Here is a 24808-nt window from a genome sequence, read left to right as displayed (position 1 = left end):
AACATGCACGCCCGCCCGCCCCAGCTGCTTCCCGAGCACGCCGCCTTCCAGACCTGCCAGGTGCGCTGGGTGCGGCATTGGAACGAGCATCTGTTCAGCTTCGCGATCGAGCGCCCGGCAAGCTTCCGCTTCCGCTCGGGCGAATTCGTGATGATCGGGCTCGAAGGCGAGAACAAGCCGCTGATGCGTGCCTATTCGATCGCCAGCCCGACCTGGTCGGACGAGCTGGAATTCCTGTCGATCAAGGTGCCCGACGGTCCGCTCACCTCGCGTCTCCAGATGATCCGCGAAGGCGACCAGCTCTATCTCGGCAAGAAGCCGACCGGCACGTTGGTGTCCGACGCGCTGCTCCCAGGCAAGCGGCTGTTCCTGCTCTCGACCGGCACCGGCCTCGCGCCGTTCCTCAGCATCGCGCGCGACCCCGACATCTATGATCTGTTCAGCCAGATCGTCATCGTCCACAGCACACGCCGGGTCAGCGACCTTGCCTATCATGACGAACTCACTGCGCAGCTCGCCGGCGATCCGCTGGTCGCCGATCAGGCACTGCTGCAGTTCCACTATATCCCCACGGTCACCCGCGAGCCGTTCCGCACCACCGGGCGGATCGGCCAGCTGATCGAGGATGGCTGGCTGTTCCACCCGCCGGTCGCCGGCGATCGCGCGCTCAACCCGGAGACCGACCGGGTGATGCTGTGCGGCAGCAGCGAGATGATCAAGGACTTCTCGGCGATGCTCGAGCGCCACGGCTTCGAGGAAGGCTCGAACGCCAAGCCCGGGACTTTCGTCGTAGAACGCGCCTTCGTCGGCTGAGCCGATCTAATTCCCCTCCCTGTAAGGGGGGGAGTCGTGAGAGCAGGTGACGGCGAGGCCGCCAGCTCCTATCTCCACTCCATGTCTTCGCGCTTCGATTCCGTCCCAAACCGCCGCGCTCTGATCGACCGGCGGGCCGTTGCCGAACGCCTCGCCGCGATCGAGGCGAAGGACCCGGCGGAGTTTCGGCGCGCGGCGACTGTCGAGCTCAAGGCGGCGCTCGATAGCGGGCAGGCGGAGATCGCCCGGCGGCTGAACGAGCATCCCTCGCGCGGGCATGAGACCGCAGCCGCGGGAGCGTTCCTGATCGACCAGCTGCTCCGATTGCTGTGGGACTTCACTACCGAGCGGCTGCATCCCAACCATAATCCCAGCGCCGGGGAGCGGCTGACGCTGATCGCGGTCGGCGGCTATGGCCGCGGCGAGATGGCGCCGCATTCGGACATCGATATCGGTTTCCTCACCCCGTGGAAGGTTACCGGCTGGTGCGAGCAAGTTATCGAATCGATGCTCTATTCGCTTTGGGACATGCAGCTGAAGGTCGGGCATTCGTCGCGCTCGCTCGACGACATGGTCCGCCAGGCGAAGGCCGATATCACCGTGCGCACAGCGTTGCTCGAAGCGCGTTATGTGTGGGGCGACGTCGCGCTCTATGACGAGGCCGCGGCGCGGTTCAAGGCCGAGGTCCAGGCCGATACCGCACGCGATTTTATCGCCCAGAAGCTCGCCGAGCGCGACTCCCGGCATCTGCGGATGGGCGACAGCCGCTATGTCGTCGAGCCCAACGTCAAGGAAGGCAAGGGGGGGCTGCGCGATCTCCACGCGCTCTTCTGGATCGGCAAATACGCCTATAATGTCCGCGAGCCGGCCGAACTGGTCGAGGCCGGGCTGCTCACGGCGCATGAATACCGCCAGTTCCGCCGTGCCGAGAATTTCCTCTGGGCGGTGCGCTCGCAGCTCCACTTGCTAACCGGCCGCGCCGAGGACCGGCTGACCTTCGACGTCCAGCCCGAGATCGCCGAGCGGATGCGCTATGCCGACCGGCCGGGCAAATCCAAGGTCGAGCGCTTCATGCACTTCTACTTCCTTCAGGCGAAGGTGGTGGGCGACCTGACGGGGGTGTTCCTGGCGCATCTCGACGAGAAGTTCGCCGCGCGCGGATCGCGCTTCGGCTTCCCGCGGCTGTTCAAGAGTCCGCGCAAACTCAACGGATTTACGCTGGAGCGCAGCCGGCTGGCGATCCCGCGCGACACGTTCTTCCGCGAAGACCCGGTTCGGCTGGTCGAGCTCTATCAGCTCGCCGACCTCCACGGCCTGGAGATCCACCCGACTGCAATGCGTGCCGCGGCGCGCGACGCGCGGCTGGTCGACGATGTCCGCGACGATCCGCGCGCCAACGCGCTGTTCCTCGACGTGCTGACCAGTCCGCGCACGCCCGAGATGGTGTTGCGCTGGATGAACGAAGCAGGGGTGTTCGGGCGGTTCGTTCCGGATTTCGGCCGCGTCGTCGCCCAGATGCAGTTCGACATGTACCACCACTATACCGTCGACGAGCATTCGATCCGCGCAATCGGGCTGCTCAACCGGATCGAGAAGGGCGAGCTCAAGGAAGATCATCCGCTCGCCACCGGCATCTTCGAGCAGATCGTGTCGCGGCGCGCGCTGTTCGTGGCGGTGCTGCTCCACGACATCGCCAAGGGCCGCGGCGGCGATCATTCGGTGCTGGGTGCCGAAGTCGCCGAGCGACTGTGCCCGCGGCTCGGGCTGAGCCCCGCCGAGACCGAGGCAGTGGCGTGGCTGGTGCGCTGGCATCTGCTGATGTCGGCGACAGCATTCAAGCGCGACTTGTCGGACTTCAAGACGATCCTCGACTTCGCCGGACATGTGCAGAGCCCCGAGCGGCTGCGCATGCTGCTGATCCTGACGATCGTCGATATCCGCGCAGTCGGCCCCGGGGTGTGGAACAGCTGGAAGCGCCAGCTGCTCACCAATTTGTTCGAATCCGCCGAGGAAGTGCTGCGGCTCGGCCACAAGCAGAAGGGCCGCAGCGAGCGCGTTGCCGCCAAGCAGGAGGATCTGACTGCGATTCTCGGCTGGACCGAGCCGCGGATGACTGCGCTGAAGAAGCGGCTGACCGAGCCCTATTGGATCGCCGAGCCGCTCGACGTGCTCGAACGCAATGCGCGGCAGATCGACGCAGCGGGCGATTCGCAGCTGTCGATCGAGGCGCAGGTCTATCCCGAGCGCGGCGCCACGCTGGTGACGGTCTACGCCTCGGACCATCCCGGGCTTTTCTACCGCATTGCCGGGGCGATCCATGTCGCCGGCGGCAACATCATCGACGCGCGCATCCACACCACGCGCGACGGCATGGCGCTCGACAATTTCCTCGTTCAGGACCCGCTCGGCCGGCCGTTCGACGAGGAAGCGCGGCTCAACCGGATCAAGGCGAGCATCACCGATTCGCTCGCCAATCGCTCGAAGCTGCAGGAGCGGCTCAAGACCCGGCCGCTGTCGCGCCCGCGCGCCGATGCATTCGCGATCGAGCCCAATGTGCTGATCGACAACAAGGCGTCGAACCGCTTCACCGTGATCGAAGTCAATGCGCGCGACCGGCCGGCATTGCTCTGCCATCTGGCGTTCGCGCTGTTCCAGTCGAAGGTGACGATCCACTCGGCGCATGTCGCGACGTATGGCGAGCGCGCGGTGGACACCTTCTACCTGACCGACCTGATCGGTGATAAGATCGAAGGTGCGGCACGATTGAAGACGATCGAGCGGCGACTTCTCGAAGCGGCCTCCGGACAGGATATTGCCCAGGCCGCGTGACTAAGGGGATATGCATGCCGGTGATCGGATTTGGCGGTTTCTTCTTCCGCGCGCAGGACCCGGAAGCGATGACGGCCTGGTATCGCGATACGCTGGGCGTCGGCGGCGGCTGCGGCAAGGACGCAAACGGGCAGTCGAGCGACTGGTTCTGGTATCCTGAACCCGGCCCCGTGGTGTTTGCGCCGTTCAAGGCGAGCACCGATTATTTCGCCGCGGACAAGCAGGTCATGCTCAACTTCCGCGTCCGCGACCTCGACAGCCTGCTCGACCAGCTCAACGCGCTGGGCATCGAGATCACCACCAAGGACGAATGGGACACCCCCGAAACGGGACGCTTCGCGCGGATCCATGATCCCGAGGGCAATCCGATCGAATTGTGGGAGCCGCCGGCATGACCTGGGCGAATTACCTCATCTTCGCGCCATTCGCGTGGATCGCGTGGTTGGTTGCGCGCGCGATCATCGACCCCTCTCGCGTCCGGCATCCCAAGAGCGAACCTCGCTTCGAGCGAGATAGCGTCGGCGCGGCCGCGGGTGGCGAGAATATGGTGTCGCACGCCAGTTTTGGGGCGGGGAATTGCCATGACGCCGGTGATGGCGGGTGCGACGGGGGCGACTGACGCCGCTGCCACCGGGAGCCGCTTGTCAAATGAGCGCGTTGGAGGTGAGGCGCAGCGTGATGTAACGTGCAGACCTAAGGAGCCACGGATGAGAATCGAAAAGCTCAAGTCGCGGTAAATGGCGAAATGGCGGAGTTGATTCGCGGCGCCGTGGACAGCGGCGAATATGCCACTTCGGGAAGTTGTCCGCGACGCGCTTCGCGGCTGGCAGGCGAGGCGCGACGCTGCCCAGCGCGAGGTTGATCGTTTGCGCGCTTTGATCGCCGAAGGGGAGGCGAGCCCTAGCCTGCCTTGGCCCGGCACGGAGGCGATACTGGCCGACATTCATCGCCGAGCGGCGGAGGCCCACGAAGCGTGAAGCGATGGCGGCTCGAGTGGAACGAGCGCGCCAACGACGACTTATGGGAGATTTGGAAGCACGTCGCAGCCGAGGATCGTGCGGCTGCCGATCGCCTGGTGGCCGCGCTTACCGCAGTTTTCGCCAAGGCTGCTGATTACCCCTATATGGGACATATCAACGAGGCGTTGGGAGAGGACTATCGCATTCTGACACGTCGCGACTAACTGCTAATCTATCGTGTGATTGCGGAACGACATACAGTCAAACTGAGGCGGGTAGCGCATGGCGCTCGCGATCTACGACTTTGTTCTGGGGTGCCGATTAGCGCCGCTGCCAAACCCGCACATAATCCACTTCCATCGCTGCCGGGAACGCGGCGGGATCGATCCCTTTCTGTCCGCCCCAGCCGCCGACCGCGACGTTGAGGATCAGATATTCCGGGGTGGCAAAGGGCCAGGTTGCGGGATCGCCCTTCTTGTCGTTGTCGAAGCGCATGTGGGCGCGGCCGTCGATGCCGATCAGCACGCGGTCCTCATTCCAGTCGAGCTGGTAGGTGTGGAACGCAGTGCAGGCGTCGGGGACCATCGCGTTGGCACCCTTCTGGGTCTTTGCGACGTGGTTATAGGCCTTGGTATGGATCGTGCCGTGGACGCGGCCGGGGTCCCAGCCGACATGCTCCATGATGTCGATCTCGCCCATCGCGGGCCAGCCGGCGCTGCCGTCGGCGGCGAGCATCCAGATCGCCGGCCAGATGCCGCGCCCGCACGGCAGCTTCGCCCGGACTTCGAGGAAGCCGTATTTCCACTCGGCCAACCCCTTGGTGACCAGCTTGCCCGAGGCATAGTTCTGACCGCCGAAATCGGGCTTGTCCGACAGCCGCTCCTTGCGCGCTTCGAGGACGAGCCTGCCGTTCTCGACCCGGACATTTTCCGGGCGATCGGCGGCGTAATATTGGAGCTCGTCGTTATACCAGCCGTCCTTGTTGCGGCTGGTGTCGTATGCCCATTTCTTCGGATCGGGCGCGCCGGGCCGGTCGAACTCGTCGGCCCAGACCTTGGCATAGCCGGCAGGCACCGCGAGCGGCGCATCGACCTGGGAAGTGCTGGAAGAAGCTGCGGTCTGCGCGTTGGCGGCGACCGGCAGCAGGAGGGCGGCGAGGGCCGCAATCGGCAGCCCTCGCGCACGCATCACTTGGGCGAGATGACCATCAGCATCTGACGGCCTTCCATGCGCGGATAGCTCTCGATCTTGGCGATTTCCGCCGTATCGTCCTGCACGCGCTTGAGCAGGATCATGCCGAGCTGGCCGTGCGAAAGCTCGCGGCCGCGGAAACGCAGGGTGATCTTCACCTTGTCGCCTTCGCCCAGGAACTTGTGGATCGCCTTCATCTTCGTATCATAATCATGATCGTCGATGTTCGGACGCATCTTGATCTCCTTGATCTCCTGCGTCTTCTGGGTCTTCCGCGCCTGGTTGGCCTTTTTCTGGGCCTCGTATTTGAACTTGCCGACGTCGAGGAACTTGGCGACGGGCGGATCGGCGTTGGGCGACACTTCGACGAGGTCGAGGCCGACCTCGCGCGCCTGCTCCATCGCCTCGCGCGTGAACATCACGCCGAGATTCTCGCCCTCATGGTCGATCACCCGGACCTTGGCCGACTGAATGAATTCATTGAAACGCGGGCCGTTCATCGGCGGCGGTGCCAGGGGGCGCCGGGATTGGGGAGGACGTATAAGGACTGCTCCTGTTGCTGTTGATACACGATTGCTGCGGCAGAATAGCGCGCGCGCGCCATTCCGAACAGGGGAAGAACGCGCGAACTGCCGTTTTGTGGCGCGCCGATGCCCGGGCGCCACAGTGATGCATATCGGGATGCGGCGTGCTTTGCGCAAGCGCGGGAGGATTCAGCGTCCGGGATGCCGCAGATGGACGAGCGGATACGGGCGGCCCTGGGGGTCGGTCTCCGAACGGCCGGTGCGCACGAAGCCGCGGGCCTCGTAGAACGGCAGGGCGTTGGTCGCCTGTTCGCTGGCGTCGACGATCGCGTTCGGCGCGAGCTTCAGGGCGTAGTTCAGCAGCGCAGTGCCGACGCCGCGGCCATGCACCGCGGGATCGACGAACAGTGCGTCGATCATCTCGCCGTCCATCACCAGAAACCCCTGCACCCGATCGGCGTCGTCCACGGCCAGCCGGAGTTCGGCGTTGGGCAGGAAGTCCTGTGCCACCATCGCGTCGATCTCGGCGCGGTCCGCGGGCGTCAGGAAGCCGTGCGTCGCGTCTACCGCAGCGCGCCAAATCTCCAGCGCGCGGGGCACGTCCTCGGGCCGACCGTTGCGGATTTGCATCACTTTCTCCTTGCTGCATCGCAGCAACACTTCTTTACACACGGGCAGGATTTTGTTCGATAGCCTTCAACTCGCTGGAACCAGAGCCTGCCCGATCAGAGGCAGCCTGACCGGCCCGCAGGGGACCGCCACCTATAAGGGGGAGTCCCATGAAAACACCTATTGCGCTTGCTATCCTGCTTTGCTCGGCCATGCCTGCCTTCGCGCAGGACGAGGAGCCGCCCAAGGCGATCACCGTCTCCGGCAGCGTCGCGCTCGTCTCCGACTATCGCTTCCGCGGCGTCTCGCAGACCGACGAGGAGCTTGCGGTGCAGGGCGGCGTCTCGATCAGTCATGAGAGCGGCTTCTATGTCGGCACCTGGGGGTCGAACCTCGCCGGCTGGGGCACGTTCGGCGGCTCGAACACAGAGCTCGACATCTATGGCGGCTTCAAGTTCCCGGTCGGCGGCGGCACGCTCGACGTCGGCGTGACCTGGTACATGTATCCGGGCGGCGCAGACATCACCGATTTCGCCGAGCCGTACGTCAAGCTGAGCGGCACGGCGGGCCCGGTCAGCCTGCTCGCGGGCGTGGCCTATGCCCCGGCGCAGGAAGCGCTGGGCAAATGGTATCTCAGCGGCGCTGACGCTGTCGCAGGCGTGTATAACGATCCGGGCGACAAGGAAGACAATCTCTACCTCTGGGGCGACATCAGCTCGGCCATCCCCAACACGCCGGTGACGCTGAAGGGCCATCTCGGCTATTCGGACGGCAATGCGGGGCTGGGCCCGAACGGCACAAGCATCGCGCCGACCGGCAAATATTGGGACTGGATGCTCGGCGCCGATCTCGCGATCGCGGGCACGCCGCTGGTGCTGGGTGTCGCCTATACCGACACTGACATCAGCAATGCCGATGCGGCGTATCTGCTGCCCAATTTCTCGTCGACCAAGGACGGGTCGAGCATTTCGGGCAGCCAGGTCGTGTTCTCGCTGAGCGCTGCGTTCTGACCTCCAACCCCCCTCCCTTTCAGGGAGGGGGGATTACAGGTGTATGCACCACCCCCCGTTCGCTTCGAGCGAAGTCGAGAAGCGGCCACGCGCCCAGCCAACGTTTCTCGACTACGCTCGAAACGAACGGAAGGCGTTGCTCAGGCCGAGCGCAAATCCGGCGCGGTCGCCTCTTCGATCAGTTTGGCCACCGCTTCATCCAGCGTCAGCATCTGCTGCCCTTGGGAGCCCAGAACGCGCAGCGCCACGGTGCCCTCCTCGGCCTCGCGCTTGCCGACCACCAGCAGGTTCGGCACCTTCGCCACCGAATGCTCGCGCACCTTGTAGTTGATCTTCTCGTTGCGCAGGTCGGTCTCGACGCGAATGCCCGCCGCGCGCAGCTTCTCGGTCACCTGTAGCGCGTATTCGTCAGCGTCCGACACGATCGTCGCGACCACGGCCTGGGTCGGCGCCAGCCACACCGGCAGCTTGCCGGCGAAATGCTCGATCAGGATGCCGATGAAGCGCTCATACGAGCCGAAGATCGCGCGGTGGAGCATCACCGGGCGGTGGCGCTCGCCATCCTCGCCGACATAGCTTGCGTCGAGGCGCTCGGGCAGCACCCGGTCCGACTGGATCGTGCCGACCTGCCAGGTGCGACCGATCGCGTCGGTGAGGTGCCACTCCAGCTTGGGGGCGTAGAAGGCGCCTTCGCCGGGCAGCTCTTCCCAGCCATATTCCTCGGTGGCGAGGCCGGCGCGGACTACCGCATCGCGCAGCTCGGTCTCGGCCTGGTCCCACATCTCCTCGGTGCCGAAGCGCTTGTCGGGGCGCAGCGCCAGCTTGATCGAATAGGTGAAGCCGAAGTCACGATAGATACGGTCGGCGAGGCGGCAGAATGCCTGCACTTCGTCGACGATCTGGTCTTCGCGGCAGAAGATGTGCGCGTCGTCCTGAGTAAACTGGCGGACGCGCATCAGCCCGTGCAGCGCGCCATGCGGCTCGTTGCGGTGGCAGCAGCCATTCTCGTACAGGCGCAGCGGCAGGTCGCGGTACGATTTGATCCCCTGGCGGAAGATCAGGATGTGCGCCGGGCAGTTCATCGGCTTGAGCGCCATCCACTGCGCGTCGTCGGAGACGATCGGACCCTCGTCGTCGACATTGGGCACTTCGTCGGGGATGACGAACATGTTCTCGCGATATTTGCCCCAATGGCCGGACTGCTCCCATTGGCGCGCGTCCATCACCTGCGGCGTCTTCACTTCCTGATAGCCCGCGGCGTCGATCGCGCGGCGCATATAGGCTTCGAGCGCGCGCCAGATGGTGAAGCCGTTCGGGTGCCAGAAGACGCTGCCATGCGCTTCGGCCTGGAGGTGGAACAGGTCCATCTCCTGGCCGAGCTTGCGGTGGTCGCGCTTGGCAGCCTCTTCGAGCCGGTGGAGATGCTCGTCGAGCTGCTTCTTGTTGAGCCAGCCGGTGCCGTAGATGCGGCTGAGCATCGCGTTCTTCTGGTCGCCGCGCCAGTACGCGCCCGACACGCGCGTCAGCTTGAACGCGTTGGGATCGACTTTGCCGGTCGAGGCCAGATGCGGCCCGCGGCACATGTCGAGCCACGCATCTTCGCCCTTGCCGGCGCGATAGACAGTCAGTTCCTCGCCTTCTGGAAGCTCGTGCGCCCATTCGGCCTTGAAGCTCTCGCCCTGTGCGGTCCAGCGCGCGATCAGGTCGGCGCGCGACCAGACTTCGCGGATGAGGGGCTCATCCGCGGCGATGATCTTGCGCATCTCGGCTTCGATCGCCGGCAGGTCCTCCTCGGTGAAGGGGCGGTCCTTGGGGGCGAAGTCGTAGTAGAAGCCGTCATCGGTCGATGGGCCGAAGGTGATCTGCGTGTCCGGAAACAGCTTCTGCACCGCTTCCGCCAGGATGTGCGCATAGTCGTGGCGCGCCAGCTCGAGCGCATCCGCCTCGTTCTTGGCGGTGACCAATGCGAGCTGCGAATCGCCTTCGAACGGGCGGCCGATGTCGCGCAGCTCGCCATCGACGCGCGCAGCGATGGCGGCCTTGGCGAGGCCCGGACCGATCGCCGCGGCGATGTCCGCCGGGGTAGTCCCCGGGGCTACCTCACGGACGGAACCGTCGGGCAGCGTGATACGGAACATCTCGGACACGGGATTGGCTTTCGAAAGGAGTGATTTGGAGCGCGGCTTATGCCCGCGCAGGCGCGATATAGGCAAGGCATCGCCCAAGAGCCATCACGATCACGCAAATGGGGGCAATAGTCTGATGATTGGACTTGCGCGGCGCGGTGCGATCGGGTTCACACGGGGACATGAACCAGAACCTAAATCGACGCGAACTGATCGTCGGCAGCGCGGCGCTCACCCTTGCCGCCGCCGTGCCGGCGGCCGCGCAGCCCAAGGAGGCGAAGATCGAAAACCCCCTCGTGCTCCAGCGCGCCGACCCGCAGATCCTGCGCCATGGCGGCTGGTTCTACTTCACCGGATCGGTTCCCGAATATGACCGCATCGTCCTGCGCCGCGCGAAGACGATCGCAGGACTGAAGGACGCGCCGGAGACGGTGCTGTGGCAGCGCCCGGCGAGCGGCAAGCTGGCCGGCTATATCTGGGCGCCCGAGATTCATCATTTCGACGGCGCCTGGCATGTCTATTTCGCCGCGGGCGATGGCGACGACAAGTTCCATATCAGAACCTATGTGCTCCAGGGCAAGGGCGCGAACCCGCTGACTGCCGACTGGTCGCTGCTCGGCCAGTTCGAGACGCCGTGGGACACCTTCACCCTCGACAGCACGATCTTCGAGCACAAGGGCGTGCGCTATATTTGCTGGGCGCAGAAGGAGCCGGGGATCGAGACCAACAGCAACCTCTATCTCGCGCCGTTGAAAACCCCGACCACGCTCGCCGCGCCCCCCGCGCGCCTGACCGTGCCGACGCTCGATTGGGAAGTGCAGGGCTACAAGGTCGCCGAAGGCCCGGCGCTGCTGGCGCGAAACGGCAAGCTGTTCCTGACTTATTCGGCGAGCGCCACCGATGCGCGCTATTGCATGGGGCTGCTCACTGCCGACGCAGATGCAAACATCATGGATCCGAAGTCCTGGACCAAGTCGCCCGTCCCTGTGTTCGCCACTTCGGAGGCGAACCAGGTATTCGGTCCCGGGCACAACAGCTTCGTCGTCGACGAGAAAGGCCGTGACCTGCTCGTCTATCACGGCCGCGACTATCGCGAGATCAAGGGCAACCCGCTGTTTGATCCCAATCGCCATGCGCGGGTGCAGCCGGTGCAGTATCGCAAGGACGGCACGCCGGACTTCGGGGTACCGGTGGCGAACGGGGTGGTGCGCTAGCCAAACTCCCCTCCCTGCGGGCAGGGAGGGGAACTTGATGCGTCAGCCCAGCCCGAACGGCACCACGCGGTTCAGTTCGACATGGCCGATCTCGGCGCGGCCGAGATAAGGGACCTTCATGTCGCGGCACCAGCGGGTGATGATCTGCTCGATCGTCTCGCCAAAGTCGTTGCCGTTATCTGCGATCGAAGTGACTGCGCCGAGCCGCACCCCGGCGATTCCCTTGAGCTGGGTGGAATGCGCCATCTGGAAGAGCATGCGGTCGATCCGGTAGAGCGGCTCATCGACTTCCTCGATCATCAGCACGTGATCGGTGAGGTCGGGCAGCCATTTGGTGCCGATCATCGCAGTCAGGATCGCCAGGTTGAACGCGGCGGCGGGGCGGCCATCGGCCAGGCTCGGCTCCAGCGCGCGGCGGTCCTTGTCGATCAGCCAGCCCAGCGCCCAGCCCGCGGCCTCGCCGGTGTCGTCCTTGCCGAGGCTGCTCGCCATCGAGGCGTGGACCGGACGACCGATGCGGCGGGCGTAAAGGGCGCCGAGCAGGAAGCCCATGTCGGAGAAGCCCATATAGGTCTTGCGGCCGGCGGCAGCGCCCAGCTGCGGCATCACCATGTCGAGGATGCGGTTCGAGCCATAGCCGCCGCGCGCGAACCAGATCGCGTCGAAGGCGGGGTCGTTGGCATATTCGAGGAAGGCGGCGGCGCGCTGCTCGTCGGTGCCGGCGAAGTGGCCGGATTCGTAATAGCATTGCTCGTGGAAGACGATGTCGTGGTCGGGATAGGTCAGCGCCATGAACGCCGCCATCCGCAGCGAGCCTTCGCGGCTGACCGGCCTTGCGGGTGCTACCACTCCGATACGCATGCTCGCCCAATTCCCCGTTCGCCCCGAGCTTGTCGAAGGGCCGTCCTGGTCTCGGCCAGCAGGTAGAGGACAAACCGGTGCCTCGACAAGGTCAGTACGAACGAAGTGAATGGGTGGCTTGCCCTTGGCCAGTGGATTGCCGATAGCCGGACGCCATGCAGCACGGCAAACCTTACTTCTTCGTCGGCATCGGTGGCTCCGGCATGATGCCGCTGGCGATGATCCTGGCCGGGCAGGGCGCCAAAGTCGCCGGATCGGACCGAAGCCTCGACGCCGGCCGGCTGCCCGCCAAGTTCGACGACCTCAAGCGCCGCGGCGCCGCGCTGTTCCCGCAGGACGGCAGCGGCATCGCCTCGCCCGATCAGATCGTCGTCGCGTCTGCAGCGATCGAGGCGAGCGTGCCCGACATGGTTCGTGCCGCCGAACTCGGCAATGCGCGGATGACGCGCGCCGAATTGAACGCCCAGCTGTTCAACGCCGCGCCGCTGTCGATCGGCGTGGCGGGGACCAGCGGCAAATCGACCGTGACCGGGATGATCGGCTGGATCCTCCACGCAGTCGGCCGCGATCCCACGGTGATGAACGGTGCGGTGATGAAGAACTTCGTCTCGCCGCAGGCGCCCTTCGCGAGCGCGCTGGTCGGCGCGGGGGATTCGTACGTCAGCGAAGTCGACGAGAGCGACGGATCGATCGCGCTCTATCGGCCCAGGGTCGCGGTGCTCAACAATGTCAGCCTCGATCACATGCCGATGGCGCAGCTGATCGAGCTGTTCGGCGCCTTCATCGCCAAGGCGGGCAAGGCAGTGGTCAACCTCGACAATGGCGAAGGCGCGGCGCTGGCGATGACGCTGCCCGCCGATCGGCTGACGACCTTTGCGATCGACGGCGCGGCCGATCTGGTGGCGCGCGATATCGAGCAGCAGCGCTTCGGCGCGGCGTTCACGCTGGAAGCCGGTGCGGAATCGGTGCGGGTGACGCTCCAGGTGCCCGGGCGGCACAATGTCTCGAACGCGCTCGCCGCGCTTGGTGCGGTACAGGCGGCCGGCGTCCCGCTCGACGACGCGGTCCGCGCGATCGCGGGGTTCACCGGGCTCAAGCGGCGCTTCGAGCTTGTCGGCGACGCCAACGGCGTCGCGGTGATCGACGATTTCGGGCACAATCCGGACAAGATCGCGGCGACGCTCGATACGCTCCACGCCTTTCCCGGCCGGCTGCTGCTGATGTTCCAGCCGCACGGCTATGGCCCGCTCAAGGTGATGCGCGAAGCGCTGGTCGCAATGTTCGCGTCGAAGCTCGGCGCCGACGATCTGCTGGTCCTGCCCGACCCGGTCTATCAGGGCGGCACCGTCAACCGCGAAGTGACCAGCGCCGACATCGTCGCGGAGATCGCCGCCACCGGGAAGCAGGCACGCCACATCCCCGAACGCGAGGCGGCCGCGGCGCATCTGGTGGCGCAGGCGCGGCCGGGCGACCGCATCGTCCTGATGGGCGCGCGCGACGACACGCTGAGCCTGCTGGCGCAGGACATGGTGGGCCAGCTCGCCCGCTAGCCTTGTAAAAAAGGCCCGGGGATCGCTCCCCGGGCCAGGTTGCTCATGACAATATGTCGGGCTCAATAGGTGCCCGAAAAGCTGCGGTTGAGGTTGCCCGCGCTCGACCAGGCCTGCCGGTCGTCGTCGCGGCTGCGTTCGCCGAACAGCGCGCCCGATCGCTCCTCGTCGCGCCAATGGGCCTTCGCTTCGTCGGCGGTCTTGCGCAGCGTCACCTTGTCGTCGACCGACTGGATCCAGCGCGACGGAATCGAATGATGATGCCCACCGGCGTCGCTGTCGCTCTTGGTCAGCAGGATGCGATCGCCGCGGATCTTGTCGACTACGCCGACATGGCTGCCGTCCGATCCGAGCACTTCCATATGCTCGTTGACGCGGTGCAGCGAGTCGCGCTGGGTCTGCCGTTCGCCGCGCCAGCTGGTGAACTCGTTGTGGAAGCGCTGCGAATTCTCGCGCTGATATTCGTCATAGTCGCGGTCGAGCTCGGCGATGCGCTGGCGGCGCCACGACTGGTATTGGCCGTCGCCGACGCCGCCAAAGCTGCGCTCGTCGCGGCCGGTCTGGGCGTCGTAGCGCTGGTCGCGCTCGCGGCGGCGCTCGGCATCCTCGTCGCCGAACCATGAGCGGATCTCGTCGCCGGCGCGATCGAGGAAGCCGCGATCCTCGTCATAGCGGTCCCGGCTGCGATCATGGCCGCGGTGGCGATCCTGCCCGCGATAGCCGTGCTCGGCGCCGGCCGAGCGATGATAATCGGTTACCCTGGCGCGGTCATAGTCCGGATATTGGCTGCGGTCGCCGGCGTCGTCGTCGCGCCATCCGCGGCTGCCATAATCGCCGCGCGGTCGGCCGGTCCGGCCGGCATAGTCACGGCCCGAACCATAGTCCTGCGGGTATTCCTGCGGGCTGCGGCCGCCATAATAATCGCGCTGTCCGTAGCGGCGGTTGCGGTCGTCCATGTGAGTCTCTCCTGTACTTTGGACAGGGGCCCGCAAGCGTGAGACCGCTGCGTGCCCGACGCCAATTCAGCGTGCGAGGCGCGGCTTCGGTTCCGCATTTCATCGTATTTGAGAGCGCCCGGTCGAGTGGCGCGGGGAGGCCCCGCGTGCCTTCCAACCCGGTTGCGTCGAGGTTCGCGGCTCGCTAAATGATGCGCCTCCCGGGCGACCGGGTGTCGGCGGCGGGGCTGTAGCTCAGATGGGAGAGCGCTGCAATCGCACTGCAGAGGTCAGGGGTTCGATTCCCCTCAGCTCCACCAGCCGCCTTTGATTTCAGCTGGTCGCCGAGAAGTCCGTAAAGGCTATGCGGAAGTGCAGCGCAGCGCAGGATGAGTCCGTGGACCCACTACGCGCGATGGACGCCATCGATTCGGTCGCGACTGCGAGCGTGCGCCGCTCGCGGGCAGCGCTAGAACCAGCTTCGAATACCCGCGACGAAGCTCGCGCCGCCGATGTCCTCGCCGCGGCGACGCGCCTGGGTCGCGGTTCTCCCGAGTCTGCGATCCCACGACACGCCCAGATAGGGCGCGAATGCGCGGGCCCGTTCGTAGCGGAGGCGCAGCCCCAGTTCGATATTGGACAGGCCGGCGCCGATGCGGTCTTGCGGCACGTCCTGGGCGGCAAGATTGGCTTCGGCGCGCGGCTGGAGCACCAGATCCTGGGTGATCCGCTGATCATACGCACCCTGGATCCGGGCGAGCAGGTCACCGTTGGTCGACAGGAACAACCCGCCTTCGAGCCCGAGCCAGTAGGGCGCCATGCCCTCGACGCCGAGCGCGGCATAGGTGGCGCGCCTGCCGGGGCCGAGATCCTGGCGGATGCCTGCCTCGACGTTCCACCAGGGATCGAGCGCGCGACCGTATAGCGCCTGGATTTCGGCATCGTCGATCCCGCCGCCGAAATCGCCGCTGCCTTCGGTCTTGACGACGAGGCGGTCGATGTCGCCGCCGATCCAGGCCTCGGCGTCCCAGCGATAGCCGTCGCGTCCGTCGCGGACCTGCACTTCGGCCAGATCGAACAGCATCCGATGCCAGCGCCCGCCGCCATGTTCGCGCCGCAGCTTGCGTTCCGCCTGCGCCATCGCATCGACGCCCCAATAGCGATCCGCTGCGCGGTCGACCGCAGGGGGCGGCGCGGGGGCGGTACCGGCGGGCAGGTCGGTGCCGCTCGCCGGTCCGGGCGCGCCGGGCATGGCATGACTCGCATGCGGGTCGGTGGGTTGCACCGGGGCCTCCATCGTCGACATGTCATGGCCGGCATGCGGATCGGGTTGCGGGGACGTCTGTGGCGGCGGCGTCTGCGCGGCATGCATGTCGTGCATCGAATGGTCCTGCGCGCATGCGGCGCCGGCAAACATCAGCGGGGCAAGGCCGAGCAGCAGCGCGAGCAGCCTCATGCCGCATCCTCCAGCGGACGCACCCGGAGGACCTGCATCATCCCGGCATGCATGTGGTAGAGCATATGGCAGTGGAACGCCCAGTCGCCGGCGACGGCAGTGACATCCCAACTCACCTTGCCGCCGGGCAGCACGTTGACCGTATGCTTGCGCGGCGAATGATCGCCATGGCCGGTTACCAGCTCGAAGAAATGGCCGTGGAGATGGATCGGGTGCGACATCATCGTGTCGTTGATCAGCGTGACGCGGAGGCGCTCGCCGGTGGTGAAGGCGATCGGTTTGCGGACTTCGCTGAGCTTCTCCCCGTCGAACGACCACATATACCGTTCCATGTTGCCGGTCAGGTGGATCTCGAGCGTGCGGGACGGCGCGCGGACATCGGGGTTGGGCGTCAGCGCGACCAGGTCGCGATAAGTCAGGACGCGGTGACCGACATCGTCGAGACCCTGTCCGGGGTCTCCGGTGCGGTCGACCGGCATCGGTGCGATCGTCTGGACGCCGGGGCCGAGCCTCACCTGCGGCGCATTGGCGCCGTCGCGCATGGCCATGTCGTGGCCCATGCCAGCGTGGTTCATGCCGGACATGTCCATTCCCATGTCCTTCATCGTCGCGATCGGCCGCGGGCGCAGCGGCGGGACCGCCGCGATCATCCCGGCACGCGGCGCCAGCGTCGCGCGCGCCATGCCCGATCGATCGACCGATTCGGCGACGATCGTGTAGGCGCGCTCCTCGGTCGGCGTGACGATCACGTCATAGGTTTCGGCGATGGTGATCTGAAGTTCGTCGACTTCGACCGGGCGGACGTTCTGGCCGTCAGCCTGCACCACGCTGAGCCGCAGGCCGGGAATGCGGAAATTGAAGATCGTCATCGCCGAGGCATTGACGATGCGCAGCCGCACGCGCTCGCCGGGGCGGAACAGCCCGGTCCAATTGTCGCGCGGGCCGTGGCCGTTGACCAGATAGGTATAGGTCGCGCCCGTCACGTCGGCGATGTCGGTGGGGTCCATCCGCATATTGCCCCATTCGCGGCGATCCCTTGGCGACTGGTCCTTGCCTGCCAATTGCCCGGCGAGCGTCTGGCGCTGGCGATTGAAGATGCCGGGCTGCTGCTTGAGCTTGAGGAAGATCTGGTGCGGATGGAGCGGGCTGTGATCCGACAGCACGATCACATGCTCGCGGTCGAACGCGACCGGATCGAGGCCGGTGGGGTCGATCACGATCGGTCCGTAATGCCCCATCTGCTCCTGGAGCCCCGAATGGCTGTGATACCAATAGGTGCCCGACTGGACGACCGGAAATTGATAGGTGAAGCGCGTCCGCGCCGGGATGCCTGGGAACGAAATGCCGGGTACGCCGTCCATCTGGAAGGGCAGGATCAGCCCGTGCCAATGAATGGACGTCTCCTCGTCGAGATCGTTGACCACATGCAACTGCGCCTGCTGGCCTTCGCGCAAGCGGATCAGCGGGGCAGGGACGGTGCCATTGACGGCGATGGCGTGGCTGCGGCGGCCGTCGACGGTCAGCATCTGGTGTGCGACATGCAGGGTGATGTCGTTGCCCGAAAGGGAGGGTGCTGCGGCCAGCCCCGGGGAAATGGACTGTGCCCAGGCGGGCATCCAGCGCCCGAGCGCGGCGGTGCCTCCGGCGAGTGCGGCGCCGCGCAGCACGCCGCGGCGATCGATCGAACCAAACATCACGGCCGTCTTTCAGGGTGCGGAGAGCTTGTCCAGAACGGAGCGAAAATCATCTGGGCCTCTGTGGCGCACGCTTCCTCGCAAGGCCTTGAACTAACAGGCCGCTCAACTATATCTACTCCTGTACGGCGCCGTGTCCCCCCTTTCACGCGCCGTGCGGCACGCCCTCGGGCGTGTCTCCTCCCTGAACCTTGGCCACCTCGTGCTCCGGCACGGGGTGGTTTTTTTATCTGCTCATTCCGCGGCGAGCGCGGTGGGGAGCGCTTCGTCGGTGACGGCGTCGATGATGCCGCGCAGCAGCCGGCTGATGGCGGGAAGGCCGGGCCCCGGTCCGTCGAGCGCATCGTCGAGATACAGCCCGCGATCGAATTCTAGCTGGACGGCATGCACGCCGCGCCGCGGTTCGCCGTGCCTTTCGAGGATATGCCCGCCCGAATAGGGTGTGTTCGCCGCGGTGGCGACGCCGTGCGCGCGGGCCACGCCTTCGATCCGGCTCGCGAAGCGTCCCGCCGCGGACTTGCCGAACCGGTCGCCCAGCACGAGCCGCGGCGCGCTTTCAGCTGGGCCGAGCGCAGGCATCGAATGGATGTCGATCAGCACCGCGACTCCGAAGCGCACCCGCGCCGCGGCAAGCGCGGCTGAAAGCGCGGCATGATAGGGCCGGTGATCGCTCTCGATCCGCATCTGGACTTCGTCCGCGGAAAGCCGGCGCTGCCAGATGTCGCCCGAAGTGCCGACGCGGCGGGGAACGAGGCCAAGGCCGCTGCGCAGCTTGGCCGATTGCGGGCGCCCCAGCGAGACTGCGCCCTCGTCGAGCCGCGGGTCGCGCTCGTCCTCGGCGCGGTTGAGGTCGATCCAGGCGCGCGCGCGGTGCGCGACGAACATCGTCTCTGCGCCGAGGGCGTCTAGCGCCAGTGCGTCGGCATAGCGATCTTCCAGCCCCTTGAGCGCCGTCAGCGGCACGCGGATGGCCGAGCGCAGCGGCAGCGGATAGTCGCGGCCGGCATGCGGCACCGACAGCACGACCGGGGTGAGCGGTTCGATCGGCCCGTGGCGGACGAAGGAGGAAAGGATCGTCACTGATCCCTGACTAGGCACGACGTGCCGTGTCAGCAATCGCTGGGCGGTAAACGCACTGGAAATTTTTAAAGGCTTTGCGCATAGGATGAGGCCTCTGATTAGTTGGGGTAGTGATGATCCGGATTTTGCTGGCCGAGGATGACCGCGTGATGCGGGAATACCTCACTCGAGCGCTCGAACGCTCGGGATATGCGGTCAGCGCCGTCGATCGCGGCACCGAAGCGATTCCACTGCTCGAAGCCGAGCGGTTCGATCTGCTGCTCACCGACATCGTCATGCCCGAGATGGACGGGATCGAACTGGCGCAGCGCGCCAGCGAGATGGCGCCGGAGATGCGAGTGATGTTCATCACCGGCTTCGCGGCGGTGACGCTCAAGGCCGGCAAGCAGGTGCCGCAGGCGCGCGTGCTCTCCAAGCCGTTCCATCTGCGCGACCTGGTTTTGGAGGTCGATCGCATGTTCCAGTCGGAGAATGCGGGCTTCAATTGATTTTAGCGTTCGAGGGCGCTTGCGCGGGCCGAAAAGCCCCGCTAAAGCCCGCCCTCCTTGGGGGCGTGTAGCTCAGTGGTAGAGCACTGTGTTGACATCGCAGGGGTCGCAAGTTCAATCCTTGCCACGCCCACCATTAAAGGAAGCCCGCGTTGAGCCTCTCGGCTCCGCGGGCTTTTTTTATGGCTGTGACTCGATGACCGATTCCGATTCCAACGCCGCGCTGCTGCGGTTGCTCGAAGCGCTGCAAAGCCGCGGCTATCGTTTCGTCACGCCGACCCCTGCGACGCATGCGCGGGTGATGGCCAGGGCTGACCGCCGCACGGCGTGCGACCTGACCGACATATTGGGCTGGAGCCTGCCGTTCGCGCCGGCCTGCATCGATGCGGAGATATTCGCGCTGCTGGAAGCCGCCGGAGCGCTCGTGGAGATCGAAAACGGGCGATTTTGCAGCAGGTTTCGCGTGTCCTCGCTCAGGGGCACACTCTACACCCACTCCGCCTGGCCCACCGACGCCCCGGATTCGGTGTTCTTCGGTCCTGACAGCTATCGTTTCGCCGACCTGATCGAAACGGAGCTGCGCGACGCAGATCTGCCGGCCGCGGCAACGATCGTCGACATCGGTACGGGTTCTGGGGTCGGCGCGGTGGTGGCGGCGATGCTCTGTCCGGATGCGGCAGTGTGGATGACGGACGTCAACCCGGCGGCGTTGCGGCTGGCGGCGGTCAATGCCCGGGCGGCGGGCGTGGCGATCCGGGCGGTGCAGAGCGATACGCTCGATTCGATCGCCGCGCCCATCGATCTGGCGCTGGCAAACCCGCCCTACATCATCGACGAAGGTGCCCGGACCTACCGGGACGGCGGGGGCATGCTGGGCGGGCAGGTTTCGGTGGACATGGCGTCGATGGCGGTGCGCCGGCTGGCGCCGCGGGGCAGGCTGGTGCTGTATACCGGCAGCGCGATCGTCCGGGGCGACGATGCGCTCCAGCGGGCGCTGGCGGGGCTTGCCGAGGCGCAGGGGTGCAGCCTGCGCTATCGGGAGCTGGATCCGGACGTGTTCGGCGAGGAGCTGGGCAGCCCGGCCTATGTCGAAGTCGATCGCATCGCCATCGTCGCGGCGGTGTTCACGAAGCTTTAGGGTCCAGCACGCGTTCCGGAGGGATGGTGCGCTTTCGGGCGGCGATGAGCGTGGCGTAGCCGCGGGCCATGCCGAGATGGGCGATGCGGGCGGGCGCCGAGTCGGCGGCGGCGGCGCGGGCGACGGCATCGGCGTGCCGACGACTCAGATATTCAAGGTCCATGGCAAGCTCCAGGAGATCCTGTAAGCGGGAGCGCGGTCCTGTCTCTCAGCCAGCGGCGCTTACGGAATACAGGCTGCCGCTGGTGAGTCGCGTCCTAGCATGGACGCAAGGAATTGCCGAGTCCGGCGTGGGTTATTCGTGTGCCCCGACCAGGGCGGCGCGGGCCTGTGCGGCGCCTTCGCGGACGGCGCGGCCGCGCTCGGTGCGCTCTTGGCGCTCGGCCATCTGGGTCCAGGCGTCGGCGGCGCGCTGGTTGCGCTCGCGCACATTGGCGAGCGTCGCATTGTCGGCCTCGGCCTGCGCCTTGTCAGCCTGCGCGCGATACGTGTTCACGAGATCGGCCATGATTTGCTCCGAGGGGAAGGGAAGAAGGAGGAGCGCGGCGCCCCGCCCGCAAAACGAGCGAGGCGCCGCGGCGTTCCTTATTCGCCGGCCTGGAGGTTGACTGCGGCCATCTTGCCCTTCTTGTCGGGCTCGAGATCATAGGTCACGCGCTGGTTCTGGTTCAGCGTGCTGAGGCCAGCGCGCTCGACCGCGGTGATGTGGACGAACGCGTCCGGGCCGCCATTGTCGCTGGCGATGAAGCCATAGCCCTTGTCGGCGTTGAAAAACTTGACGGTGCCCTGCTGGGTCATAACTTATTCCTTCTATGGTCGGCGCGCCCCGTACGGGCGGACCTCGTGCTGCGGAGGCGAGGAGAAGGAAAAAAGGAGCCGCAAAGCGCCCAAGTGACCGTCTGATTGCGACTGTAGCAGCCCCTATATGGGCGCTTTGGCTTCAAATTACAAATCGGCTGCCCGCGGCGCTCTGATTTGTAGGAATTCTGAGGCTCAACTTCGCGGGATTCCCGCGGATTCGCTTTTGAATTAGAGGGGCCGCAAGAATATTTGCACAATTCTGCAGCCCGATCGGAGCATGCCGTGCATGCCCCGGTGCAGGGCACGGCGTCAGCCGCGCCCTGATGGGCTGGTTCAGCCGAGCACTTCGCGAACGGCGGCGCGGGCGACTTCGCGCGGGCACGGCTCGATCGGGAAGAGGCGACGGTGAACGGGGATGAATGCGTCGAACGCCTTGCGCGCGCCGCGGGTAATCTGGGTGTCTTCGATATTGGTAAAAAAGTTCATTCTATATCCTGTTGGGGTTGTCGTACCGTCCTGGACCGAAGCGACCGGCGGAATGCCGGATGCGGAGATGCACTGCGGCCAATGCATGGCCAGATGCGATCCCGTGCTGCGGAAAAGGACGAAGGGCGCCGCGGTTCCATCCAATTTCTCGGTGGGGAACAGCCGCACTGCGGCGGGCGCCTGATCCGTATATAGGGTGGCAGGGTTAACGATTCAATAACGCGGCCGGCGTCATCGGAGGAAGAAGAGGGATTGCTCACGCGAAGGCGCGACGACGCGAAGAAGAGAATAAGGACGATTTCGCGCAGAGGCGCAGAGGCGCAGAGGCGCGGAGGGCGCAGGTTGGTCTGCTTCGATGCGCAGCATCTGACCTTCCGCCTTTGCGAATGAGGGCCGCTTGCGCGGCGTTCTCCACTTACGCCTCCGCGCCTCTGCGCGAACGACTCTTCTTCGTGCCTTCGCGGCTTCGCGTGAGTCACCTTCCTACGAACCTCAACCCTTCAGGCTCGCGGGGACGTTGCCGCCGTTCCTGGCGAGCTCCTGCATCACGGCCTTGTGCAGCCAGATATTCATCTCCGCGCTGCCGTCCCTGGCGCCGGTATAGCCGAGCTCGGCGGCGAGTTCCTTGCGGTTGTCGAGGCTCGAATCGAGGCCGATCAGCTTCATCAGGTCGACGATCGAGGTGCGCCAGTTGAGGTCCGACGTACCGCGCTCGGTCTCGAAGACCATCAGCACATTCTCGACATCGACCGGGGCGGGGGCGGCCGGCGCGGCCGGCGCCTGCTGCATCTGGGGCATGGCCGGCGCCTGGCCCTGTGCGGGCGCTTGGGGAGCGGCGGGCGCGGCGGCGGCCTTGTGGCCGAAAATGGCGTCCTTGATCTTGCCGAAGATGCTCATGCGGGGTGCTCCTGTACGGGCGCGGGATCGCGCTTTCGGGGCCTCAACGCACGAAGGCGCATCAATATGCCCGGGCGCGCAATCGGCGGGGGCGGCGGGCGCTTCCGGGGCGGGCGCGGCGGGGAAGCCGAAATAGGCGTCGCGTTCGCGGCCCTCGGTAGCGGCGAGTTCGGCGAGTTGGGCGCGGTCCTGGGCCTCGTAGGCGGCCAGCTCGGCTTCGCTCAGGGCGCGCGAATATTCGTCGTCGCCGAAACTGCCGTCCTCGTCGCCGTCGAACCCCGCGGGCGGGGGGAATTCGGTGCGCCATTCCTCGCCGACCTCGTCCCACCACACGCGATCGGAGGGATGGGGATCGAGCTGGCCAAGTTGATGAACTTGACGGTTTTCGGGGTTTTGATTCGGAGCCGGGGCGAGGGCGACCAGCCCGGCGGCCTCGGCGCGAGCCCATTGCTCGCCGGTCCAGCTGGCGCGCTCGGCGGGATCGAGATCGCTGGTGTCGAGGGGGTCGGCAATGTCGGTATGGGTGCGCAGCCAGCGATCGGCGCGGGCGAGCGCGCGGATCGGCGCGAGATCGTCCTCGCCGGCAGGCTCGATCCGCGCGCCGAGGAACACGCCGGCGCGGGCCGGGCCGGCGTCGCGTTCGATCAGGTCGAGATATTGGGCGAAGTCGGCGGCGATCAGCCGCGCGGCCACGCTGCCATCGGCGGCGCCGGCCATGCGGTCCAGCCGGTTGAGCATCGCCATCGCGTGGCGATTGTCGTGGCGGTGGCGAGTGACGATACTGCCGTCGTCGCGGGTGATCGTGTCGCGGACGCCGTTGAAGGCGCGGTCCATCAGGTCGTCGGCGAGCGTGTCGCGCGCCTTGAGCACCGCGGCTTGCCAGCCGAGCGCGAAGCTCTGGCCGCGCGGGGCGTTGCGCATCGCATAGGCCGATTGCGTCGACATGCCGACGATCGCGCAGGCGCGGGTGACATTATGCCCCTCGGACAAGGCTTCGAGGAAGCGGCGCTGCTTTTCGGGCGTCCAGCCATCGTAGCGGGTGGTGCCGGGGGGCGGGGAGAAGCCGTGATAGGCGGCATGATCGAAGGTGGCCGGATCGTAGGGCTGGATCTCGGTCTGGGCGTTCATGGCTTGTGTCCCCTTCGTGTGGTTCGACTCGGAGGACTCGCCAGATATGCCGGAATGGGGTCTGTAGGAAAGTGGGCACTTATCCCCTTGAAACATGTAAGCTGTTGTGGCATACAATGGGTATGAAGACGAAAGCCCCCACGCTCCGCCAGTTTCAGGCCCGGTTCTCGACCGAGGAAAGCTGCTTGGATCACCTGTTTCAGGTTCGGTACGGCAACGCTTTCGATTGCCCCGGCTGCGGTCGTGAGGCGAAGTTTTCGCGGGTGAAGGCGCGTCGTTCCTACCAGTGCCAGTGGTGCGCTTATCAAGTCTATCCGACCGCAGGGACGCCGTTCGATCGCACCCGCACCCCGCTGCGCGACTGGTTCTTCGTCATGTTCCAGTTCTGCTCGTCGCGGAACGGCGTTGCCGCCAAGGAAGTCGAGCGCCAGCTAGGCGTCACGTACAAGACGGCTTGGCGCATGTGTCACATGATCCGGGAGTATATGGGGAAGGTTGATGGTGACGACCGCATTGGCGGGCTTGGCCGTACCGTCCAGATTGATGAGACGTTCGTCGGGGGCTACCAGAGCGTCCCCGACAAGCTGGAAGCTGGCGCGTCGAATAAGACGCTCGTGTTCGGAATGCTGGAAGAGGGTGGTGACGTCGTTACCCAAGTCGTCCCGGATCGCCGCAGCGGCACCTTGCTGCCGATCATTCGCCAGACCGTCACAAAAGGCGCGAAGGTCAGCACCGACGAGCATCTGGCCTACGGCGGGCTCGGCACAATGGGCTACGTCCACAACAGCGTGAACCACTCGCTCGACCAGTATGTCTGCTCAAAGTCAGGCGCCACCGTGAACGCCATCGAAGGCTTCTGGTCGCAGCTAAAGCGCTCGATCAACGGCACCCACATTCACGTCAGCGGGAAGCATCTTCCGAAGTATCTTGGGGAGCATGAGTATCGCTGGAACATGCGTCGGGAGCCTCACCTGATGCTGGATCGGCTGCTTTTCGCGTTCTCGCGCTAGGGTGAGGGC

The 24808-nt window shown here is 65.8% G+C and carries 25 protein-coding genes and 2 tRNA genes; 13 read left to right on the top strand and 14 right to left on the bottom strand.

Going from position 1 to position 24808, the window contains the following annotated elements; genetic code table 11:
• Positions 1-3: 3 nt before the first annotated feature.
• From BXU08_RS09860 to BXU08_RS09840, 5 genes are all read left to right on the top strand, one after another.
• On the top strand, positions 4-813 hold the full coding sequence (locus tag BXU08_RS09860; RefSeq protein ID WP_253190589.1) for a ferredoxin--NADP reductase: 810 nt from the start codon (positions 4-6) through the stop codon (positions 811-813).
• Positions 814-894: 81 nt separating this feature from the next.
• Complete coding sequence (locus BXU08_RS09855; protein WP_077509903.1) at positions 895-3642, top strand: [protein-PII] uridylyltransferase; 2748 nt, start codon at positions 895-897, stop codon at positions 3640-3642.
• A 14-nt stretch (positions 3643-3656) separates the two neighbouring features.
• Positions 3657-4037: a VOC family protein gene (locus BXU08_RS09850; RefSeq protein WP_077509902.1), complete on the top strand. Its 381-nt coding sequence runs from the start codon at positions 3657-3659 to the stop codon at positions 4035-4037.
• The gene (locus BXU08_RS09845; RefSeq protein ID WP_077509901.1) at positions 4034-4261 is read left to right on the top strand and encodes a hypothetical protein; all 228 of its coding nucleotides are present in this window, start codon (positions 4034-4036) and stop codon (positions 4259-4261) included. The genes BXU08_RS09850 and BXU08_RS09845 overlap by 4 nt, the downstream gene beginning before the upstream one ends.
• A gap of 354 nt (positions 4262-4615) precedes the next feature.
• Entirely contained in the window at positions 4616-4825 is a 210-nt protein-coding gene (locus BXU08_RS09840) for a type II toxin-antitoxin system RelE/ParE family toxin (RefSeq protein WP_171982486.1), read from the top strand.
• A 97-nt stretch (positions 4826-4922) separates the two neighbouring features.
• Here the strand turns inward: BXU08_RS09840 and BXU08_RS09835 are convergent, their stop codons facing one another.
• The 3 genes from BXU08_RS09835 to BXU08_RS09825 all read right to left on the bottom strand — a co-directional run bounded on the left by BXU08_RS09835 (position 4923) and on the right by BXU08_RS09825 (position 6946).
• Positions 4923-5789 (bottom strand): family 16 glycosylhydrolase, encoded by an 867-nt coding sequence (locus tag BXU08_RS09835; RefSeq protein ID WP_077509899.1) that lies wholly within the window; start codon positions 5787-5789, stop codon positions 4923-4925.
• Positions 5789-6292 (bottom strand): translation initiation factor IF-3, encoded by a 504-nt coding sequence (infC, locus tag BXU08_RS09830; RefSeq protein ID WP_077509898.1) that lies wholly within the window; start codon positions 6290-6292, stop codon positions 5789-5791. The genes BXU08_RS09835 and infC overlap by 1 nt, the downstream gene beginning before the upstream one ends.
• 213 nt (positions 6293-6505) lie before the next feature.
• Entirely contained in the window at positions 6506-6946 is a 441-nt protein-coding gene (locus tag BXU08_RS09825) for an acetyltransferase (protein WP_216352863.1), read from the bottom strand.
• Between the two features lie 149 nt (positions 6947-7095).
• Between BXU08_RS09825 and BXU08_RS09820 the strand changes: the two genes are divergently transcribed.
• Positions 7096-7935 carry a TorF family putative porin gene (locus BXU08_RS09820; protein ID WP_077509897.1) on the top strand — a complete coding sequence of 280 codons (840 nt, stop codon included), beginning with the start codon at positions 7096-7098 and terminating at the stop codon, positions 7933-7935.
• 140 nt (positions 7936-8075) lie between these two features.
• On the opposite strand, the gene thrS is transcribed toward BXU08_RS09820, so the two are convergent.
• Positions 8076-10073 (bottom strand): threonine--tRNA ligase, encoded by a 1998-nt coding sequence (gene thrS / locus BXU08_RS09815; RefSeq protein WP_376787779.1) that lies wholly within the window; start codon positions 10071-10073, stop codon positions 8076-8078.
• 170 nt (positions 10074-10243) lie between these two features.
• Here thrS and BXU08_RS09810 point away from each other — a divergent pair, with 170 nt between their 5' ends.
• Positions 10244-11275 (top strand): family 43 glycosylhydrolase, encoded by a 1032-nt coding sequence (locus tag BXU08_RS09810; protein WP_077509896.1) that lies wholly within the window; start codon positions 10244-10246, stop codon positions 11273-11275.
• Positions 11276-11317: 42 nt separating this feature from the next.
• Here BXU08_RS09810 and BXU08_RS09805 read toward each other — a convergent pair whose 3' ends face one another.
• On the bottom strand, positions 11318-12136 hold the full coding sequence (locus BXU08_RS09805) for an LD-carboxypeptidase (RefSeq protein ID WP_077509895.1): 819 nt from the start codon (positions 12134-12136) through the stop codon (positions 11318-11320).
• A gap of 155 nt (positions 12137-12291) precedes the next feature.
• Here BXU08_RS09805 and murC point away from each other — a divergent pair, with 155 nt between their 5' ends.
• Positions 12292-13686 carry a UDP-N-acetylmuramate--L-alanine ligase gene (gene murC / locus BXU08_RS09800; RefSeq protein ID WP_077509894.1) on the top strand — a complete coding sequence of 465 codons (1395 nt, stop codon included), beginning with the start codon at positions 12292-12294 and terminating at the stop codon, positions 13684-13686.
• Between the two features lie 62 nt (positions 13687-13748).
• Here the strand turns inward: murC and BXU08_RS09795 are convergent, their stop codons facing one another.
• Entirely contained in the window at positions 13749-14642 is an 894-nt protein-coding gene (locus BXU08_RS09795) for an SWFGD domain-containing protein (protein ID WP_077509893.1), read from the bottom strand.
• A gap of 223 nt (positions 14643-14865) precedes the next feature.
• Between BXU08_RS09795 and BXU08_RS09790 the strand changes: the two genes are divergently transcribed.
• A tRNA-Ala gene (locus BXU08_RS09790) sits at positions 14866-14941 on the top strand.
• A 149-nt stretch (positions 14942-15090) separates the two neighbouring features.
• On the opposite strand, the gene BXU08_RS09785 is transcribed toward BXU08_RS09790, so the two are convergent.
• The 3 genes from BXU08_RS09785 to BXU08_RS09775 form a co-directional block, all read right to left on the bottom strand.
• The gene (locus tag BXU08_RS09785; protein WP_077509892.1) at positions 15091-16077 is read right to left on the bottom strand and encodes a copper resistance protein B; all 987 of its coding nucleotides are present in this window, start codon (positions 16075-16077) and stop codon (positions 15091-15093) included.
• Positions 16074-17771, bottom strand: coding sequence for a copper resistance system multicopper oxidase (locus tag BXU08_RS09780; protein WP_077509891.1), 1698 nt, complete (start codon positions 17769-17771; stop codon positions 16074-16076). Before BXU08_RS09780 ends, BXU08_RS09785 begins: the two co-directional genes overlap by 4 nt.
• Before the next feature lie 234 nt (positions 17772-18005).
• A complete protein-coding gene (locus tag BXU08_RS09775; RefSeq protein WP_376787754.1) occupies positions 18006-18851 on the bottom strand; it encodes an N-formylglutamate amidohydrolase in 846 nt (281 codons plus the stop codon).
• Positions 18852-18964: 113 nt separating this feature from the next.
• Between BXU08_RS09775 and cpdR the strand changes: the two genes are divergently transcribed.
• From cpdR to BXU08_RS09760, 3 genes are all read left to right on the top strand, one after another.
• Positions 18965-19339, top strand: coding sequence for a cell cycle two-component system response regulator CpdR (cpdR, locus tag BXU08_RS09770; RefSeq protein WP_077509890.1), 375 nt, complete (start codon positions 18965-18967; stop codon positions 19337-19339).
• A gap of 61 nt (positions 19340-19400) precedes the next feature.
• Positions 19401-19475 (top strand) — tRNA-Val (locus tag BXU08_RS09765).
• A gap of 60 nt (positions 19476-19535) precedes the next feature.
• The gene (locus BXU08_RS09760; RefSeq protein WP_077509889.1) at positions 19536-20477 is read left to right on the top strand and encodes a class I SAM-dependent methyltransferase; all 942 of its coding nucleotides are present in this window, start codon (positions 19536-19538) and stop codon (positions 20475-20477) included.
• Here the strand turns inward: BXU08_RS09760 and BXU08_RS20035 are convergent.
• The 5 genes from BXU08_RS20035 to BXU08_RS20525 form a co-directional block, all read right to left on the bottom strand.
• Complete coding sequence (locus tag BXU08_RS20035; RefSeq protein ID WP_171982485.1) at positions 20464-20640, bottom strand: hypothetical protein; 177 nt, start codon at positions 20638-20640, stop codon at positions 20464-20466. The genes BXU08_RS09760 and BXU08_RS20035 overlap by 14 nt on opposite strands.
• Before the next feature lie 132 nt (positions 20641-20772).
• A complete protein-coding gene (locus tag BXU08_RS09755) occupies positions 20773-20985 on the bottom strand; it encodes a hypothetical protein (protein ID WP_077509888.1) in 213 nt (70 codons plus the stop codon).
• A gap of 77 nt (positions 20986-21062) precedes the next feature.
• Complete coding sequence (locus BXU08_RS09750; protein WP_077509887.1) at positions 21063-21275, bottom strand: cold-shock protein; 213 nt, start codon at positions 21273-21275, stop codon at positions 21063-21065.
• Between the two features lie 336 nt (positions 21276-21611).
• Positions 21612-21764, bottom strand: a complete 153-nt coding sequence (locus tag BXU08_RS20030) for a hypothetical protein (protein WP_171982484.1) — start codon at positions 21762-21764, stop codon at positions 21612-21614.
• Between the two features lie 492 nt (positions 21765-22256).
• On the bottom strand, positions 22257-23789 hold the full coding sequence (locus BXU08_RS20525) for a DUF3597 domain-containing protein (RefSeq protein WP_366926553.1): 1533 nt from the start codon (positions 23787-23789) through the stop codon (positions 22257-22259).
• Between the two features lie 122 nt (positions 23790-23911).
• On the opposite strand from BXU08_RS20525, the gene BXU08_RS09740 reads away from it, so the two are divergent.
• Entirely contained in the window at positions 23912-24799 is an 888-nt protein-coding gene (locus BXU08_RS09740) for an IS1595 family transposase (protein ID WP_077509886.1), read from the top strand.
• Positions 24800-24808: the final 9 nt, after the last annotated feature.

This window comes from Sphingomonas sp. LM7 (assembly GCF_002002925.1).
Lineage (GTDB): Bacteria > Pseudomonadota > Alphaproteobacteria > Sphingomonadales > Sphingomonadaceae > Sphingomonas.
The sequence above is the reverse complement of the archived record's forward strand: the minus strand, read 5'-3'. Positions and strand labels throughout refer to the sequence as shown.